This is a genomic window from Sphingobium sufflavum, from assembly GCF_021403115.1.
Taxonomy (GTDB): domain Bacteria; phylum Pseudomonadota; class Alphaproteobacteria; order Sphingomonadales; family Sphingomonadaceae; genus Sphingobium; species Sphingobium sufflavum.
Genome location: NZ_JAJSSH010000001.1, coordinates 1 through 17,082 on the forward strand (window position 1 = coordinate 1; position 17,082 = coordinate 17,082).

Annotated in this window: 19 protein-coding genes; 12 read left to right on the forward strand and 7 right to left on the reverse strand. The window is 65.2% G+C overall.

Annotated elements, in window-relative coordinates:
- Positions 1–374: 374 nt before the first annotated feature.
- Positions 375–812, reverse strand: coding sequence for a CBS domain-containing protein (locus LWE61_RS00005; RefSeq protein WP_234147609.1), 438 nt, complete (start codon positions 810–812; stop codon positions 375–377).
- Between the two features lie 154 nt (positions 813–966).
- Between LWE61_RS00005 and LWE61_RS00010 the strand changes: the two genes are divergently transcribed.
- A complete protein-coding gene (locus LWE61_RS00010; RefSeq protein WP_234147610.1) occupies positions 967–1,266 on the forward strand; it encodes a hypothetical protein in 300 nt (99 codons plus the stop codon).
- Positions 1,259–1,648, forward strand: coding sequence for an acyl-CoA thioesterase (locus LWE61_RS00015; protein WP_234147612.1), 390 nt, complete (start codon positions 1,259–1,261; stop codon positions 1,646–1,648). The genes LWE61_RS00010 and LWE61_RS00015 overlap by 8 nt, the downstream gene beginning before the upstream one ends.
- Before the next feature lie 91 nt (positions 1,649–1,739).
- On the opposite strand, the gene LWE61_RS00020 is transcribed toward LWE61_RS00015, so the two are convergent.
- The 4 genes from LWE61_RS00020 to hisS form a co-directional block, all read right to left on the reverse strand.
- Positions 1,740–2,747, reverse strand: coding sequence for a DUF4167 domain-containing protein (locus LWE61_RS00020; RefSeq protein ID WP_407696168.1), 1,008 nt, complete (start codon positions 2,745–2,747; stop codon positions 1,740–1,742).
- Between the two features lie 240 nt (positions 2,748–2,987).
- Positions 2,988–3,836 (reverse strand): peptide chain release factor N(5)-glutamine methyltransferase, encoded by an 849-nt coding sequence (gene prmC, locus LWE61_RS00025; RefSeq protein WP_234147614.1) that lies wholly within the window; start codon positions 3,834–3,836, stop codon positions 2,988–2,990.
- A gap of 23 nt (positions 3,837–3,859) precedes the next feature.
- The gene (gene prfA / locus LWE61_RS00030) at positions 3,860–4,939 is read right to left on the reverse strand and encodes a peptide chain release factor 1 (RefSeq protein ID WP_234147616.1); all 1,080 of its coding nucleotides are present in this window, start codon (positions 4,937–4,939) and stop codon (positions 3,860–3,862) included.
- Complete coding sequence (gene hisS, locus LWE61_RS00035; protein ID WP_234147617.1) at positions 4,939–6,177, reverse strand: histidine--tRNA ligase; 1,239 nt, start codon at positions 6,175–6,177, stop codon at positions 4,939–4,941. The genes prfA and hisS overlap by 1 nt, the downstream gene beginning before the upstream one ends.
- 96 nt (positions 6,178–6,273) lie before the next feature.
- Between hisS and LWE61_RS00040 the strand changes: the two genes are divergently transcribed.
- From LWE61_RS00040 to ribH, 6 genes are all read left to right on the forward strand, one after another.
- Positions 6,274–6,675 carry a GFA family protein gene (locus LWE61_RS00040; protein WP_234147619.1) on the forward strand — a complete coding sequence of 134 codons (402 nt, stop codon included), beginning with the start codon at positions 6,274–6,276 and terminating at the stop codon, positions 6,673–6,675.
- A 66-nt stretch (positions 6,676–6,741) separates the two neighbouring features.
- Positions 6,742–7,194: a hypothetical protein gene (locus LWE61_RS00045; protein WP_234147621.1), complete on the forward strand. Its 453-nt coding sequence runs from the start codon at positions 6,742–6,744 to the stop codon at positions 7,192–7,194.
- Positions 7,195–7,273: 79 nt separating this feature from the next.
- Positions 7,274–8,236, forward strand: coding sequence for a bifunctional diaminohydroxyphosphoribosylaminopyrimidine deaminase/5-amino-6-(5-phosphoribosylamino)uracil reductase RibD (gene ribD / locus LWE61_RS00050; protein ID WP_234148558.1), 963 nt, complete (start codon positions 7,274–7,276; stop codon positions 8,234–8,236).
- A gap of 10 nt (positions 8,237–8,246) precedes the next feature.
- Positions 8,247–8,873 (forward strand): riboflavin synthase, encoded by a 627-nt coding sequence (locus tag LWE61_RS00055; protein ID WP_234147623.1) that lies wholly within the window; start codon positions 8,247–8,249, stop codon positions 8,871–8,873.
- A gap of 65 nt (positions 8,874–8,938) precedes the next feature.
- Positions 8,939–10,225 carry a 3,4-dihydroxy-2-butanone-4-phosphate synthase gene (gene ribB, locus LWE61_RS00060; RefSeq protein WP_234147625.1) on the forward strand — a complete coding sequence of 429 codons (1,287 nt, stop codon included), beginning with the start codon at positions 8,939–8,941 and terminating at the stop codon, positions 10,223–10,225.
- Positions 10,226–10,241: 16 nt separating this feature from the next.
- On the forward strand, positions 10,242–10,664 hold the full coding sequence (ribH, locus tag LWE61_RS00065; protein WP_234147626.1) for a 6,7-dimethyl-8-ribityllumazine synthase: 423 nt from the start codon (positions 10,242–10,244) through the stop codon (positions 10,662–10,664).
- 55 nt (positions 10,665–10,719) lie between these two features.
- Here the strand turns inward: ribH and LWE61_RS00070 are convergent, their stop codons facing one another.
- Positions 10,720–11,475, reverse strand: a complete 756-nt coding sequence (locus tag LWE61_RS00070) for an SDR family oxidoreductase (RefSeq protein WP_234147628.1) — start codon at positions 11,473–11,475, stop codon at positions 10,720–10,722.
- Positions 11,476–11,740: 265 nt separating this feature from the next.
- Between LWE61_RS00070 and ahpC the strand changes: the two genes are divergently transcribed.
- Both ahpC and ahpF read left to right on the forward strand, forming a co-directional pair.
- Entirely contained in the window at positions 11,741–12,304 is a 564-nt protein-coding gene (ahpC, locus tag LWE61_RS00075; RefSeq protein ID WP_234147629.1) for an alkyl hydroperoxide reductase subunit C, read from the forward strand.
- Positions 12,305–12,385: 81 nt separating this feature from the next.
- On the forward strand, positions 12,386–13,969 hold the full coding sequence (gene ahpF / locus LWE61_RS00080) for an alkyl hydroperoxide reductase subunit F (RefSeq protein ID WP_234147631.1): 1,584 nt from the start codon (positions 12,386–12,388) through the stop codon (positions 13,967–13,969).
- A gap of 296 nt (positions 13,970–14,265) precedes the next feature.
- Here the strand turns inward: ahpF and LWE61_RS20715 are convergent, their stop codons facing one another.
- On the reverse strand, positions 14,266–15,264 hold the full coding sequence (locus LWE61_RS20715; RefSeq protein ID WP_234147633.1) for a GGDEF domain-containing protein: 999 nt from the start codon (positions 15,262–15,264) through the stop codon (positions 14,266–14,268).
- A gap of 169 nt (positions 15,265–15,433) precedes the next feature.
- On the opposite strand from LWE61_RS20715, the gene LWE61_RS00090 reads away from it, so the two are divergent.
- Positions 15,434–16,147 carry a pyrimidine 5'-nucleotidase gene (locus LWE61_RS00090; protein WP_234147634.1) on the forward strand — a complete coding sequence of 238 codons (714 nt, stop codon included), beginning with the start codon at positions 15,434–15,436 and terminating at the stop codon, positions 16,145–16,147.
- A 14-nt stretch (positions 16,148–16,161) separates the two neighbouring features.
- On the forward strand, positions 16,162–17,001 hold the full coding sequence (gene dapD, locus LWE61_RS00095) for a 2,3,4,5-tetrahydropyridine-2,6-dicarboxylate N-succinyltransferase (RefSeq protein ID WP_234147636.1): 840 nt from the start codon (positions 16,162–16,164) through the stop codon (positions 16,999–17,001).
- Positions 17,002–17,082 lie beyond the last annotated feature (81 nt).

Here is a 17,082-nt window from a genome sequence, read left to right on the forward strand (position 1 = left end):
GGCGGACAACCAGCCCTCCCGCTATCTCTACCGGGGGGACCTTAGTCCGTCGATGTTGGCGACCGTAGCAGAACCGGCGACCCGAAGGCCGCTGCACCGCTGCGGTGAAACCCCTCTAGGCGGGGGGACCCGGACCGTCAAACAGTTTTTGCATTTTTGTGTCAGTCTTTTTCACCGATCCTCACAAAAGCCCGATGCCATGGGACTTTTGTGAGATCAAAAAACTGACACAATCCACACCCGGATGAGCAAGCGTAGGACGAAGGGAGAGAATCAATCGCGAATTTCGCACGAATCCGCCAAATTTGATTCGAATCGAGACTCCAGCGGCGTCAGAATTCGGCCTTGACCGCTGTTCGCGAACCAGAGCGCGCTTACGCGCTCTGGATATATTCCCGCATGGCCTCCGCCTCCTGCTCGATTCTGTCGATACGGGATTTCACCAGATCGCCTATGCTGATGAAGCCCACCATCTGCCCCTCCTCGACGATCGGCAGATGACGGATACGGCGTCGAGTCATGAGCGACAGGGCCGAGAGAATTGGCGTATCCTTGTCAATGGTTTCTGCCGGACTGGTCATCACCTCACCCACAGGGAGATCCAGCATGGATGCGCCGCGCATCGACAGGCCATAGATGACATCGCGCTCGGAAAAGATGCCGACCACCGCCCGATTATCGTCCGTATCGACAACAGGAACGCAACCGATCCGCCGCTCGGCCAGGAGTGCGATGACTTCCGCCACACTATCCGTCACCAGCACATGGGTTACGGGTCCGCGGGCATCGTTGAGGAACATTGAAACCGTCATCGCGTGTCTCCCTCCATTGGTCATTGCGGCCCGGCGTTATAGGCAGGGCATCGAAACGCGGTTTTCCGCCTGTTCCGGCACGATACTATGCGCCTGAAGCGATCCAGCGTCAAAGCCTGTTGATCGTGCGACCCATCACACCTACCTCCGCTTCATGGAACAGCATCAGGGCCTTTCCGATCCACAGGCGGCACAATTCGCGTGGCGCCGATTCCGCACCATCCTCTTTTATATGAACCTGGCATCGCTCAGCATTGCAGGCGCAGGTGTTGGGCTGATCTGGTATGGCAGCGACGAATTACCATGGATTTTTGCGGCGTTCAGTTTTGGGGGCATCTACCTCACCCTGTTGATGGCGGCGGCGCTGATGGGCCTGATGTTCCTATCCAACGGAACCGGGCACGATAAAGATGTCATGGATTTCGCAGAAGGAGCACATTCCCTCGATGACTGACACATTATTTCCGCGCGATCCCATATTGCGCGTCGTCCCGATGCCATCCGACATTAATAGCAACGGACATATCTTCGGCGGCTGGGTTCTGTCACAGATGGACATAGCGGGCGGCATCCTCGCCGGGCGGATCGCAGACGGGCCTGTCGCTACGGTCGCAATCGAGACGATGAAATTCATCGCGCCGATATTGGTGCGCGACCTTGTTTCCCTCTATGCGACGGTGGCGCGGCGCGGGCGCACGTCTGTCGCTATCAATATCGAGGTTATGGCCGAACGCGCCGGGGTAAATCACCCCATCCCGCTGACCAGTGCTATCTTCACCTTCGTCGCCATCGACGAACAGGCGCGCCCTCGCCCGCTCCCCCCCGAAACGGACTGACTCCGGCCTTCATACCGTTAAGCCCCAAAAAGAACGGCACCGGCCCAAAGGAGCCGATGCCGTCTTCCTGTCGCCCATAAGGATGGGCTATCTATTCGGCAGCCTGTGCCGGCGTGGCGCGCGGGCGGCGAGTGCGGCGTACAGGAGCTGCCGGCTCTACATCATCCCCAGCATCCGCGACGGGAGCCGGACGTCCGATAGCGGGCGGAAGCACGGCGGCGTCGAGACCCACTTCCTGCGTCTCGCTCGCTTCCACCTCACGGCGCGGCTTGCGACCGCGAGCAACGCGGGGACGAGGCTCTTCCCGACCTTCATCATTGGCAGGATCGGCGAACGACGGTGCAGGCACGGCCCGCTCCACCCGCACGTCCTGCGGAGCAGTTTCGGCGCGGACATCGTCCTGCTGGACAGGAGCACGCTCGCGCGCCGGACGGCGACCTTCGCGCGGGACGCGAGTCTCATCCCGATTGCCACGATTGTCATCGCGATTGTTACGGCTATCCTCACGATTTCCGCGATTGTCGTCACGATTACCCCGCGCCTCTTCACGACGATTGTCGTCGCGGCGGACATCCTCATTCCGATTATCGTCGCGATTGGCATCACGAGGATTTTCGCGACGGAAATCATCACGCTGGCGACCGCCAATCTCAGGCAGATCGCCCAGACCGTCGTCGTCGCTGCCGAATTCCTCGTCCTGCTCACTGGCATCGAACCGCTGGAACCGTTGCCCCTGCTGACCACCCTGTTGCTCTTCCTGGCGAGCACGATTGTCGGCCAGCACGCGGAAATAATGGTCCGCAAACTGGAGATAATATTCCATGTTCACCCGGTCGCCCGCCAACTGCGCGTCGCGGGCCATGTTCCGATACTTTTCGAGAAGCTGCGCCGCATTGCCACGCGCGCGATTGTCGATCCGGTTGCCGGAGTCACCGTTGCCACGATTGCCACCACCATTCTGGCGCGGGCCACCATTGTTGTTGTTATTATTCCGGCCGCGACGGCGACCGGCCTGACGGTTATTGATCAAGTCCTTCGGTCCTTCATGTAGGCGTGTGCAATCAATTTCCTGCGCTCGCTCGATCTTGCCGCACTGCACGCGGCGCCCTGGTCAGCGGAAGTAAGGGCCTCCGCGATCCTGCGCACCAACGGCGCCCGGACATCGGCACCGTCATGACTGTGGGAGCGGTTCGCGTTTTGCCCAGATGAGTAGCCAGCGGATCAATCCCAACAGGATTACACCATCGCCAAGACCCATGGGCCGCGCGGTCCATGCCCGCCAAATAGCCTTTCCTGGCCATCAAACCAAGTGAAATAACATTGACACCCTAAAAAAGCGTCAGGACGAAAGCCCGCCTCCCCCTTCACCCGCCAGCAGCCGGATACAGCGGTCACGCCCTGCCAGATCTGGGAGGACGACGGGGGCAAAGTTCGCATCCGCAAACAAGCGCGTAGCCGTCTCCCCTTGTTCGTGCCCGATCTCGAATAGCGCCACGCCGCCGGGAGCCAACAGCGCATGAACCACCGGGGCCAGACGGCGATAATCATCCAGCCCGTCATGCCCAGCGAACAACGCGCCATAGGGTTCATGATCCACCACTTCCGGGGACAGCCGCGTGCCTGTAGCGATATAGGGGGGGTTGCACAGCAGCAGGTCGAACCGTTCGTCCAGCCCCCCGGCCCAGTCACCCTGCCGAAAGCGAACGCGGTCGGCCATGCCCAGCGCCCGCGCATTGCCTGCCGCCACAGAAAGGGCGCGCGGGCTAATGTCGATGCCGAGGCCGGTCGCATCCGGCCATTGGTCCAGCGCCGCCAGCAACAGCGCGCCCGATCCGGTACCCAGATCGAGAATCCGGCGCGGCCCGGCCGTCCCCGCGAAATGCGCGACCGCCGCCTCGATCAGCGTCTCGCTGTCCGGGCGGGGAATCAGCACGTCGGGCGTCACCGCCAGACAGATCGTCCAGAAATCGCGGGTGCCGACGATATGCGCGACAGGCTCAAGGCGCAGGCGGCGGGCGATCAGCGCATCGGCCCCGTCCGGCACGGTCAGGTCGCGCAGGCGCAACAACATATCCGGGCGGGAGAGGCCGAGCGCGAAGGCCGCCAGCAGTTCGGCATCCAGCCGCGCGGTATCGCTGACCGGGGCCAACCGCAGGGCGGAATCGCGGAGCCAGTCGGACAAGGTCATTACAGGTTTTACAACCAAAACGACTATCCCACCGCATCCAACTGGGCGAGGCGGGCGGCCTCGTCCTCCGCCAGCAGGGCCGCGATCACCTCGTCCAGGCCTGAACCCTCCAATATCTCCGGCAGGCGGTGCAGGGTCAGGTTGATGCGGTGGTCGGTCACGCGACCCTGCGGGAAATTATAGGTACGGATGCGTTCCGATCGGTCGCCGGAGCCGACCATCGCCTTGCGCGCGCCCGCCTGCGTCGCGGCCAGACGGTCCCGTTCCTGCTCATACAGGCGGGTCCGCAGCACCTTCATCGCTTTTGCCTTGTTCTTATGCTGCGATTTCTCGTCCTGCTGCGTCACGACAAGGCCGGTCGGCAAATGGGTGATGCGCACCGCGGAATCGGTCGTGTTCACATGCTGCCCGCCCGACCCGGAGGAGCGATAGACGTCGATGCGCAGGTCCGTCGCCTCGTTGATGGCGATGTCGACCTCCTCCGCCTCCGGCAGCACGGCGACGGTCGCGGCGCTGGTGTGGATGCGCCCGCCGCTCTCCGTCGCGGGGACGCGCTGGACGCGGTGCACGCCGCTTTCGAACTTCAGCCGGGCAAACACGCCCGCGCCGTTGATCGAGGCGATCACTTCCTTGAAGCCACCGACTTCCGACGCGCTGGCCGACACGATCTCCACCCGCCAGCCCTGAGTCTCCGCATATTTCTGGTACATGCGCAGCAGGTCGCCCGCGAACAGCGCCGCCTCGTCCCCGCCGGTCCCCGCCCGGATTTCCAGCATGGCCGGACGCGCATCGGCGGAATCGCGGGGCAACAGCGAGAGGGCCAGCGCCCGCTCCGCATCGGGCAGGCGGTCGCGGATAGTGGCCAGTTCCTCCTCCGCCATCGCCTTCATCTCCGGGTCGGCAAGCATCGCCTCCAGATCGGCAGCCTCGCGGCGCAGGCCCTCCACATCGCTGGCGGCGCGAGCAACCGGCTCCAACTCCGCATAATCCTTGGACAGGCGCACGAACTCGGCGGGTTCAAGGTCGGGCCGCGCCATCGCCGCCTGCACCTCGTCCCGCCGCGCAAGGATTTGCGCGATGCGGTCGGGGGAGATGGTGGTCATTATCCCAGCGTTTCGAGCACGGCCCGAACCTGAGCATGTTCAGGCACATCTTCCGAAGACCGGAGATTCGCCACGGGCTTGTCATCGGCCAGCGTGATCGAGACCAGAACCTTGGCAGGCACCTTGACCGCCTTGTCATACCGTTTGCGCGGTGAACCTGTGGCAATCATCTCCGCCGAAATGCCTGCACCTCGCAAAGCCGCCAGCGCCTTCTGACCGAACGACAATAGGCTGTCATTCTCCAGCGCGATGATGACGGTTGGCGCAAATGGCGCCGGCGCATCCAGCAACATCGCCAGCCGCTCGATCCCCGCCGCCCAGCCGACGGCGGGCGTGTGCGGCCCACCCATATTCTCGATCAGCCCGTCATAGCGCCCGCCGCCCAGCACAGTGCCCTGCGCGCCCAGCCGGTCGGTGACGAACTCGAACGCGGTATGGCGATAATAGTCGAGGCCGCGCACCAGCCGTGCGTTGCGCGTCCACGCCACGCCAGCAGCCGCGAGGCCGTCCGTGACCTTGCCGAAGAACGCCTGCGCCTCGTCCGTCAGATAGGCATCTATATCGGGCGCGGTCGCGACCACCGCCTGATCGCGCGGATCCTTGCTGTCGAGGATACGCAGCGGGTTGCGGGCCAGCCGGTCGATGCTGTCCTCCGACAGGCCATCGCGATGCCCCTCGAAATGCGCGACCAGCGCGGCGCGCCAGGCATCGCGGCTGGCCGCATCGCCCAGCGTGTTGAGGGTGAGGGTCACGCCCTCGCTCACGCCCAGTTCCCTGAGCAGATGGTCGGCGAAGACCAGCAGTTCGGCATCGGCCAGCGGTTCCGACGCGCCCAGAATCTCCGCGTCGATCTGGTGGAACTGGCGATAGCGGCCCTTCTGCGGGCGCTCATAGCGGAACAGCGGGCCGTGGGTCGCGACCTTGAGCGGGGCGAACTGCTGCCAGCCCTCGGTAATATAGGCGCGCGCGATGCCCGCCGTGAATTCCGGGCGCAGGGTCAGGCTGTCGCCGCCGCGATCGTCGAACGAATACATCTCCTTGGAGACGACATCCGTGCTCTCCCCCAGCGAGCGGGAAAAGACCGCCGTGGATTCGAACACCGGCACCTCTATGCGCCGGAACCCATAGAGTTTGCGCACCCGGTCGAAGGTTTCGACCACATGGGCGAAGCGATCCGCCGTGTCGCCCAACATGTCCTGCGTTCCCCGGATCGGCCGGGGCGTTTCGATTTTCGCCATGGCGCAGCCCTCTAGCGGGAATCGGCCGCCAAGGGAACATGGCTTGCAGTGGCGATATGTTCCTTATACGTTCCGATTCAGAGAGGGAGATTCGCGATGACGGACCATGTGGGTGGATGCCAGTGCGGGGCGGTACGCTATCGGGCGCGTGGCGCGCCGAAGCATGTGGCGCTGTGCCATTGCGCGGACTGCCGCAAGAGCGCGGGCGCGCCGATGGTCGCCTGGGCCGCATGGGCGGAGGCGGATTTCGCGGTGACGCAGGGCGAAGCGAAGACGATCAACTCGTCGGGCGCCAGCCTGCGCAGTTTCTGCCCCGATTGCGGAACCGGCCTGTATTTTCGCAACGAGGATGCCCTGCCCGGCATCGTGGATGTGCAATCGGCCACGCTGGACGACCCCGACGCCCTGCCCCCGCAGGTCCATATCCAGGTGGCGGAGCGCATCGGGTGGATGGAGACGCAGACCGCCCTGCCGCAGTTCGAGCGGTATCCGGGCTGAGGCGGGGGGCGGCGAGGACGGCGGGGCGCTTTGCATTTGGTGGCCCGCCCCCTTATGTTGACGACCATGCGCATCATTCCCCGCCCGGTTTCGCCCAGGAGCGCCCTGACCGACCTCAAGGATTTCCTGGTCGAGCCACGGGCGCATAAATGGCCGCTGCTCGCGCTGTCCATGGCGCTGACCGGCGTCATCATGTGGGCGTTCGAACATGATTCGCTGAGCTTGAAGCCGGGGCCGCAGATCATCTATGTCGAAAGCTGGATGGCGGACCGCAAGGACAGCCTGATCCTGGAGCGGCAGAAGGCCGACCTGGCGCTGTATGAAAAGGCGCTGACCAAGAAGCAGCGCGAATATCAGAATCTGGCCGACACGTTCGGCGTTGAATGGCGCAAGGATGCGGCGCGCAACAAGGCGCAGCGCGAAGCGGTGATCGCCGCCGTGAACAAGAGCCTGGACGAACGCATCGCCGCCGCCAAGAAGCGGGAGGCCGCGTCCGGCGCCCCGGCGGCGAACCGCTGACCCCCCTGACCCCCGGCATGACGGCCCCTGCATGACGCCCCCTCTGCCACACGCTCCCCTGATCGACGACGCGCGGGCGATGGCCGTGGCGATCGCGCTGTCGCAGCGCGGCGCGGGGCGCACCGAGCGCAACCCCAATGTCGGCTGTGTGATCGTGGCGGACGGGCAGGTCGTCGGGCGCGGCTGGACCCAACCGGGCGGTCGCCCCCATGCGGAGGCGATGGCGCTGGCGCAGGCGGACGAACGGGCGCGGGGCGCGACCGCCTATGTGACGCTGGAGCCGTGCGCGCATCTTTCCGAACGGGGGCCGCGCTGCGCCGACCTGCTGATCGCGGCGGGGCTGGCGCGGGTGGTGATCGCAACGGGCGACCCCGATCCGCGCACCAACGGGCAGGGCGCGGCGATGCTGCGCGCCGCCGGGATCGGGGTGGAGACGGGCCTGCTGGGGGACGCGGCGCGGGCGGCCATGGCGGGCTATTTCACCCGCGCGGCGCTGGGCCGGCCACATGTGACGCTCAAGATCGCCGTGTCGCTGGACGGCTGCATCGCGATGGCGGACGGCACGAGTCGCTGGATCACCGGACCGGAAGCGCGCGCCCATGCCCATGTCGAGCGCGCCCGCGCCGACGCCATATTGGTGGGACGCGGCACGCTGGAGGCCGATGCCCCCCGCCTCGACGTGCGCATCGCGGGGCTGGCCGACCGCGCGCCGCGCCCCTTGTTGCTGAGCCGCAGCGCGCGGGGCCTGCCCGCAGGTTGGCTCCACGCCGATTCGCCGCAGGCCGTCGCCGCGCTCGACCTGCCCGGCGACCGGCTGCTGGTGGAGGGCGGCGCGGGGGCGGCGTCCGCCTTTCTGGCGGCGGACATGGTGGACCGGCTGCTGATCTATCGCGCGCCTATCCTGATCGGCGGCGGCCGCCCCGCGCTGGGCGACATCGGCCTGACCGACCTGGCCCGCGCCCATGGCCGCTGGCGGCTGGACGACCGGCGCACGCTGGGCGTGGACAGCGTGGAGGTTTACGTGGCCGAAGGTCGCGGATAGAGCGGTCGCCATGTTCACCGGCATCATCACCGACATCGGCACCATCCGCTCCGTGGAGCAAAGGGGCGACCTGCGCCTCACCATCGGCTGCGGCTTTGCGATGGAAGGCGTCGCCATCGGCGCGTCCATCGCCTGTTCCGGCGCCTGCCTGACGGTGGTGTCCAAGACCGCCGACAGCTTCACCGTCGATATTTCGGCGGAAAGCATCGCCTGCACCGCGCCCGACCTGTGGCGTGTCGGGGGCAAGGTCAATCTGGAACGGGCGCTGAAGGTCGGCGACGAACTGGGCGGCCATATCGTCACCGGCCATGTCGATGGCATCGGCACCGTGCTGGGCGTCTGCGCCGAGGGCGATTCGCACCGCATCGGATTCGAAGTGCCGCCCGCGCTCGCCCCGCTGATCGCGCCCAAGGGCAGCATCACCATCGACGGCGTGTCGCTCACCGTCAACGATGTGAAGGATGCGATCGGGGCAGACGGGACGACAGTGACCCATTTTTCCGTCAACATCATCCCGCACACCTGGAACGTGACGACGCTGGGCACGCTGGCCGCCGGTCGCAAGGTGAATCTGGAGATCGACACGCTCGCCCGCTATTTGGCGCGTATGCAGGCCTATGCCGGGAGCACGCGCTGACATGTGATTTCTTTCTTGCATAATCACATTGCAGTGTGATTATGGCGCCAAAGGAAGAAAAAGTCATGTCCACGGCACTTATCGAAAATCTGCGCACCCTCGTCACCGATGGCGGCATGTCCCGGTCCGGCCTGGCGCGCGCCGCCGGCCTCCACGCCAACAGCCTGCGCCGTCTGGGCGAAGTCGACTGGAACCCCACCGCCGACACGCTGGCGAAGCTGGAAACCTATCTGCTCAAGCGCGAGGGCGGCACCGCGCTCGCCAGCCCGGAAGAGATCATCAACGAGGCCCGCAACGGCCGCATGTTCATCCTGGTCGATGACGAGGACCGGGAGAATGAGGGCGACCTGGTCATCCCCGCCCAGATGGCGACGCCGGATGCGATCAACTTCATGGCGACGCACGGGCGCGGCCTGATCTGCCTGACGCTGACCCGCGAACGGGTGGAGCAGCTCGACCTCGGCCTGATGAGCCGCAACAATGGCACCCGGCACGAAACCGCCTTCACCGTTTCCATCGAGGCGCGCGAAGGCGTGACCACCGGGATCAGTGCCGCCGACCGCGCGCGCACCGTGTCGGTCGCCATCGACGCCTCCAAGGGCAAGGCCGACATCGTCACGCCCGGCCACGTCTTCCCGCTGATCGCCAAGGACGGCGGCGTGCTGGTCCGCACCGGCCATACGGAGGCCGCGGTGGACGTGGCGCGGCTGGCCGGCCTGAACCCGTCCGGCGTGATCTGCGAGATCATGAAGGACGACGGCACGATGGCGCGCCTCGACGACCTGATCCCCTTTGCGCAGAAGCATAAGCTGAAGATCGGCACGATCCGCGACCTGATCGCCTATCGCCGCAAGCATGACCATCTGATCGAGAAGCGGGCCGAAGCCCGCTTCACCAGCCAGTTCGGCGGCGACTGGACGGCCATCACCTTCTTTAACCGGGCGACGGGCGACGAGACGCTGGCGCTGGTCAAGGGCCGGATCGACCCCGACAGCCCCACGCTGGTCCGCATGCACACCGTATCCGTCTTTGCCGACATTTTGGGCGAGGACAGCGCGCGGACCGGCATGTTGCACCGCGCGATGGAGATCGTCGGCGAGGCGGGCAATGGCGTGGTCGTCATCCTCAACCATCCCGCCGGCAAGCTGGCCCGATCCTTCGAAATCCGCGAGGAAATGCGCGCGGGCAAGAACCCGCCGCTGGAGGAATTGCGCGACTATGGCGTCGGCGCGCAGATATTGGCGGAACTGGGCGTGCATGACATGGTCCTGCTGTCCAACAGCAACCAGAGCCTGATTGCCCTTGACGGCTATGACCTTGCCGTGGTCGGGCACCAGCCGATTACCCTCTGAGACAGAGAGACATACCATGGCCAAGTTCCTGATCGTCGAGGCGCGCTTCTACGACCATCTCAACGACATGCTGATCGCGGGCGCACAGGCCGCGTTCGACGAGGCGGGGCATAAATATGACGTGCTGACCGTGCCCGGCGCGCTGGAAGTGCCCGGCGCGATCGCCATCGCGGCGGAGAGCGGCCGCTATGACGGCTTTGTCGGCATCGGCGTGGTGATCCGCGGCGAGACCTATCATTTCGAGGTCGTCTCGAACGAGAGCGCACGCGGCCTGATGGCGCTGAGCATGGACGGCATCGCCATCGGCAATGGCATATTGACCGTGGAGAATGAGGCGCAGGCGCTGGAACGCGCCGACTCCACCCGCAAGGACAAGGGCGGCGAAGCGGCCAAGGCGGCGATCCGCATGCTGGAGCTGGTCACGACCTATCGCGGGTAAAGGGAATGGGGCGGGCGCGCCGGGGCGGAAACCGCCGCGCGCCCACCCCGCCCCGTTACAGCCGGGCGTAAACACTCCCGCCGTCGACCGCGATAATTTGTCCGGTGATGAAGGCCGCACCGTCGGAGAGCAGGAACTTCACCGCCTCCGCATGATCCTGCGGCGTGCCCAGCCGCTTGATCGCCAGATCCTGCAACCGGCTGTCCTGCCATTGCGGCGGCACCTGTTCCTGCATCGCGGCGGTGTCCGTCATGCCCGGCGCGATGGCGTTGATGCGGATATTCTTCGGTCCCAGTTCGCGCGCCAGTGACAGGACCAGCGCGTTCACCCCCGCCTTGGCCACGCCATAATGACCGCCGCCCAGCCATGCGGCGGTGCTGCTGGTGCAGACGATGGCGCCGCCGCCCACCTTTTCGATATGCGGCGCGACCGCGCGCGTGACGATCAGCCCGCCGAACAGGTTGATCTGGAAATGGTGCATCAGCACGTCCCAGTCCATGCTGAGCAGCCCGCCCCGCGCCATGCCGCCGAACAGGGCGGCGTTGTTGACCAGATAGTCGATACGCCCGAATCGGTCGATGGCGGCCGTCGCCAGCGCCTCCGCCGAATCGGGAGAGGCGATGTCCACGGGCAGGAAGACCGCGTCATGCCCGGCGGCGGTCAGGCTGTCGGCTGTCGCGCGGCCCTTTTCCGCGCTGACATCCGCGACCACGACCTTCAGCCCCGCCTTCGCCAGCCCGGTCGCGATCCCCGCGCCGATGCCGCCCGCACCACCGCCGGTCACGATGGCGACCTTCCCCGAATACCGCATGCCTCTCTCCTGTCCTTTTGCCGGAGTGTGGCACAGGCGGACGGCGGCGGGAATGGCGTTGACGGAAGGACAGGGTCCGTCCTCAAACCCTCCCCCGCCACTGCCATCGCCCTGACATATGCGCGCGCCAGAAACGTCGGTGGCGCCTTGCATGCACCCCCGCTGACAATCGACTAAACCGATTATAGCGAGCAAACTTATCGTTTTCGCTTTTTACCGGGCGGCGGCTAGAGAGGCTCCCGTCATGACAACCGAAGGAATGTGTATGTCCGTTATCAGCACCAAGATCCTGCCCTTCAGCGCGACCGCCTTCAAGGAAGGCAAGTTCGTGGACCTGACCGAGTCCGACGTGATCGGCAAGTGGGCCGTGTTCTTCTTCTATCCGGCGGACTTCACCTTCGTCTGCCCGACCGAGCTGGAAGACCTGGCCGACATCTATCCTACGCTCCAGGGCCTGGGCGTCGAAGTCTATGGCGTGTCCACCGACACCCATTTCAGCCACAAGGCCTGGCACGACAGCTCGCCCGCCATCGGCAAGGTGAACTATTACCTCGTCGGCGACCAGAACCACACCATCACGAAGAATTTCGACGTGCTGCGTGAAGGCGTCGGCCTGGCCGACCGTGGCACGTTCGTCGTCGATCCCGAAGGCACGATCCAGCTGGTCGAGATCACCCCGGAAGGCGTCGGCCGCAACGCCGCCGAGCTGCTCCGCAAGATCAAGGCTCTCCAGTACTGGGTCAGCCATCCGGGTGAAGTGTGCCCCGCCAAGTGGGAAGAGGGTGAAGCCACGCTCGCCCCGTCGCTCGACCTCGTGGGCAAGATCTAAGCCCTGACTATCCGCCGGTCCCGGAGCCTTCGCTGGCTCCGGGACCGGCACCCCGACCACCTTATTCAAAGGAGTTCCGCCATGCTCGATGCCACGATCAAGAGCCAGTTGCAGGCCTATATGGCCAATATCCGGCACCCCATCGAGCTGGTTCCCTCGCTCGACACCAGCGCCAAGGCCGCAGAATTGCGCCAGTTGCTGGAAGAGATTGCGGGCATGAGCGACCTTGTGTCCCTCGCCGCCGATGAAGGGGACGCTCGCAAGCCGTCGTTCCGCATCAGCCGGGCGGGGGAGACGACAGGCATCCGCTTTGCCGGCATCCCGCTGGGCCATGAATTCACCAGCCTCGTCCTCGCGCTGCTGTGGACCGGCGGCCATCCGCCGAAGTTCAGCGACGACGTGATCGAACAGGTCAAGGCGCTGGACGGCGATTTCGATTTCGAAGTCTATTTCTCCCTCTCGTGCCAGAACTGCCCCGACGTGGTGCAGGCGCTGACTCTGATGAGCGTGCTCAACCCACGCATCAAGGCGACGGCGATCGACGGCGCCTTCTTCAAGGAGGAGGTGGAAAGCCGCAAGGTGATGGCGGTGCCGTCCGTCTATCTGAACGGCGAGAGCTTTGGGCAGGGCCGCATGGAGCTGGAGCAGATCCTCGCGAAGCTGGACACCGGATCGGTGGCGAAAGCGGCGGAGAAGATCGCGGCGAAGGAGGCGTTCGACGTCCTTGTCGTCGGCGGCGGTCCCGCCGGGGCGGCGGCGGCCATCTATGCCGCGCGCAAGGGCATCCGCACCGGCGTCGTCGCGGAGCGTTTCGGCGGGCAGGTGCTCGACACCATGGCGATCGAGAATTTCATCTCTGTCTCCCATACGGAGGGGCCGAAGCTGGCCGCGCATCTGGAACAGCACGTCAAGGACTATGACGTGGACATCATCAACCTCCAGAAGGCGGTGCAGTTGATCCCCGCGAAGGGGCCAAACGGCCTGACCGAGGTGAAGCTGGAGAGCGGGGCGTCGCTGAAGGCGAAGACCGTGATCCTGTCCACCGGCGCGCGCTGGCGGCAGATGAACGTGCCGGGCGAGGATGAATATCGCAATCGCGGCGTGGCCTATTGCCCGCATTGCGACGGCCCCCTCTACAAGGGCAAGCGGGTCGCGGTAATCGGCGGCGGCAATTCGGGCGTCGAGGCGGCGATCGACCTGGCCGGTCTGGCGAGCCACGTCACGCTGGTCGAGTTCGACAGCCAGTTGCGCGCCGATGCGGTGTTGCAGCGGAAACTGGCGAGCCTGCCCAACACGACGGTCATCACCTCCGCGCTGACGACCGAAGTGCATGGCGATGGCGAGAAGGTGATCGGCCTGACCTACAAGGATCGCAACAGCGACCAGTCGCACCTGATCGAGCTGGAGGGCATTTTCGTCCAGATCGGCCTCGTCCCCAACACCGAATGGCTCAAGGACAGCATCGGCCTGAGCAACCGGGGCGAGATCGAGATCGACCATCGCGGCCACACGACGATCGACGGCGTGTTCGCGGCGGGCGACTGCACCACCGTACCATACAAGCAGATCGTCATCGCCATGGGGCAGGGATCGACCGCCGCGCTTTCAGCCTTCGACCATCTGATCCGCCTTCCCGCCGTGGAAGAGGCGCTGGCGGCGGAATGACGCGATGGCCCTCTTTCCCGCATCATGGCGGGGGAGGGGGTCGCCGTTGCGATGCCGGGAATGGTTGCGGTCCGTCGATTGGCGGGCATCGGGGCACCGCCACCGGTTGGAGGATTGCGCTGAAACGCTTTCCCCTCGCCTCGTTCGGAGCGAAACTGTCATAGCCCTGCAAGCATGCCGATTTTCAATGGGATCGGTGGATAGGCACCGTCCATAAAGCCGGACCGTCGATACAGGCTGACCATGAATCGGGGCTTGGCGATCAGGCCCACGGGATCAGGCCAGGGTGGCAACTTTCACGCCGCCTCGCGCATCCCGCCCTTGCAGATGGTGCGGTTGCGCCCGCTGTTCTTCGCTTCATAAAGCGAATGGTCCGCCTCCCGCAGCGCCTCGCTGGGGTCGCAAGTCGTGGTCGCGATGCCGGCGGAAAATGTCACCTGTCCGATCATCTCGTCCGTGTCGCGAACGCGGAAATTGCGCTCGGAGACCGCCTCGCGCGCTTTCTCGACCAGCGCGAACGCCTGATCCACATCCACGTCGGTCAGGATGGCGACAAATTCCTCGCCCCCGAAGCGCGCCACCGTGTGGGGTCGCAAGATATCCTGCAACGTCTCCGCCACCGCCTTCAGCACGCGGTCGCCGACCGCATGGCCGAAGCGGTCGTTGACCAGCTTGAAATGGTCTACGTCGCAAAAGGCGATGGTGATGCGGGTGCCCTGCGCGATAAGGGTCTGCATTTCCCGGTCCACGGCGCGGCGATTGGGCAGGTTGGTGAGTGCGTCGCGCGTCGCGTCGTCGCGCGCGGCCTCCAGATCGAAACGCAGCCGCTCCGTCTCGCGCGTCGTCTCGGCCAGCTTGCGCTCGACCTCCGCCGTCTTGACGATCATGGCCTGCATGATGGTGAGCAGGTCGGCGCCGGACCCGATCGCCTCCACCCCCTGCGTCAAGTCGCGGTTGAACGCGCCCGTATCGCGCAGCGTGGCCGCCGCCAGTTCGCCAAAGGCCAGCGCCTGATGCCGCAACTGCGCCGCCTGATCCTCCGCCAGCGAGGGCATGGCCGCCGCCGCGCCGGTCGTACTGGCGCCGGACAGATCGTCGATATCCTGCTGCGACAGGCGCACGCCGTCGCTGATGATGGCGTTGACCGCCTTGCGCAGGCCGCTGTCGACCCCGGTCACATACAGATAGGCGAAGCGATAGTTGGAGGGCGTGGAATCGAGCATGTTGGTGTCCAGGAAGCGGATCGCTTCCTCGGCTGTCTTGCGGTTCGCACTGCGCCTGCTCTTATTCTCCACGTCTTCCTCCGTCGACCATGGCTGGCGTGACTATAGGAAGTTTGGGTTAAAGGATCGTTGAGCTTGAGTAATTACCACCAAAGCGGTTGGGATTTTTTGTGCAGGAGCGATGGGGCCTTTCAAAGAGGAGCCGATATACCCCGTTCCCGCTTCCCGCTATGGTGACGTAATGGACAAATCTTCCACTTCGCGCGCCCCCTTTCCCACCCTATCGACGCTGGCCCATGTCGAAAGCTGGATCTTTGATCTCGACAATACGCTCTACCCGCCGGAAGCTGACCTGTTCGCGCTGATGGACGTGCGGATGACCGGCTATATCGCGCATCTGCTCAACCTGCCGCTGGAGGAAGCCCGCGTCCTGCAAAAGGGCTGGTTCCGCGACCATGGCAACACCCTGTCCGGCCTGATGCACCATCATGACATCGACCCGTGCGATTTCCTGGCGCATGTCCATGACATCGCGCTGGACCGGCTGTCGCCCGATCCGGTGCTGCGCGACATGATCGAGCGGCTGCCGGGCCGCCGCCTGATCTACACCAATGGCGATGCGGACTATGCGGGCCGGGTGCTGGAGCGGCTGGAACTGACCGGCCTGTTCGAATGTGTGCATGATATTCACGCCTGCGCCTATGTGCCCAAGCCGCAGCCGCCGGGCTATGCGACACTGTGCGCCGCCTATGCCGTCGATCCGACGCGCGCGACCTTTTTCGAGGACATGGCGCGCAACCTGGCGCCCGCAAAGGCGCTGGGCATGACCACCGTCTGGCTGAACAACGGGTCCGAATGGGGCGCCGACATCGGCACGGAGGGTTCACACAGGGATTTTATCGACTATGAAACCCCCGCGCTCGCGCCGTTCCTGACGGCGCTGTTCAAAGAGTAAGGGGACGCCTCGCCATGACCCAGTCACTGATCGCCACCATCGACGCCGCGTGGGAAGACCGCGCCAATATTGCCTTCTCCACCCAGGGCGACGTGCGCCAGGCGGTCGATGCTGCGCTTGCCCTGCTCGATTCCGGCAAGGCCCGCGTGGCCGAGCCGACCTCCGACGGGTGGCAGATCAACCAGTGGCTCAAGAAGGCGGTGCTGCTGTCCTTCCGCCTGAACGACAACAAGCTGGTCCAGGGCGCGCCCGGCGGCAGCAGCTGGTTCGACAAGGTGCCGACGAAGTTCGAAGGCTGGGACGAGGCGAAATTCCGCGAGGCGGGTTTCCGCGCGGTACCGGGCGCCTTTGCCCGTTCCGGCGCGTACATCGCCAAGAGCGTCATCCTGATGCCCAGCTTCGTCAACATCGGCGCGTTCGTCGATGAAGGCACGATGGTCGACACCTGGGTAACGGTCGGCAGCTGCGCGCAGATCGGCAAGAATGTCCACCTGTCCGGCGGCGTCGGCATCGGCGGCGTGCTGGAGCCGCTCCAGGCCGACCCGGTCATCATCGAGGACGGCGCGTTCATCGGCGCACGGTCGGAGATCGTCGAGGGCGTGCGCGTCGGCAAGGGCGCGGTCATCTCCATGGGCGTCTATATCGGCAAGTCGACCAAGATCGTGGACCGCAACACGGGCGAGATCTTCATGGGCGAAGTGCCGCCCTATTCGGTCGTCGTCCCCGGCGCGCTGCCCGGCAAGCCGCTGCCCGACGGCACGCCCGGTCCCAGCCTCTATTGCGCGGTGATCGTGAAGCGCGTGGACGAGCAGACCCGCGCGAAGACCGAAATCAACGAGCTGCTGCGCGACTGATCGGTACGATAGCGGTCATGGCCCGGTGAGGCCGTGACCGCTGTTGACTGTAGGGGGAACTCGCCGGCCCTTCGCCCTGAG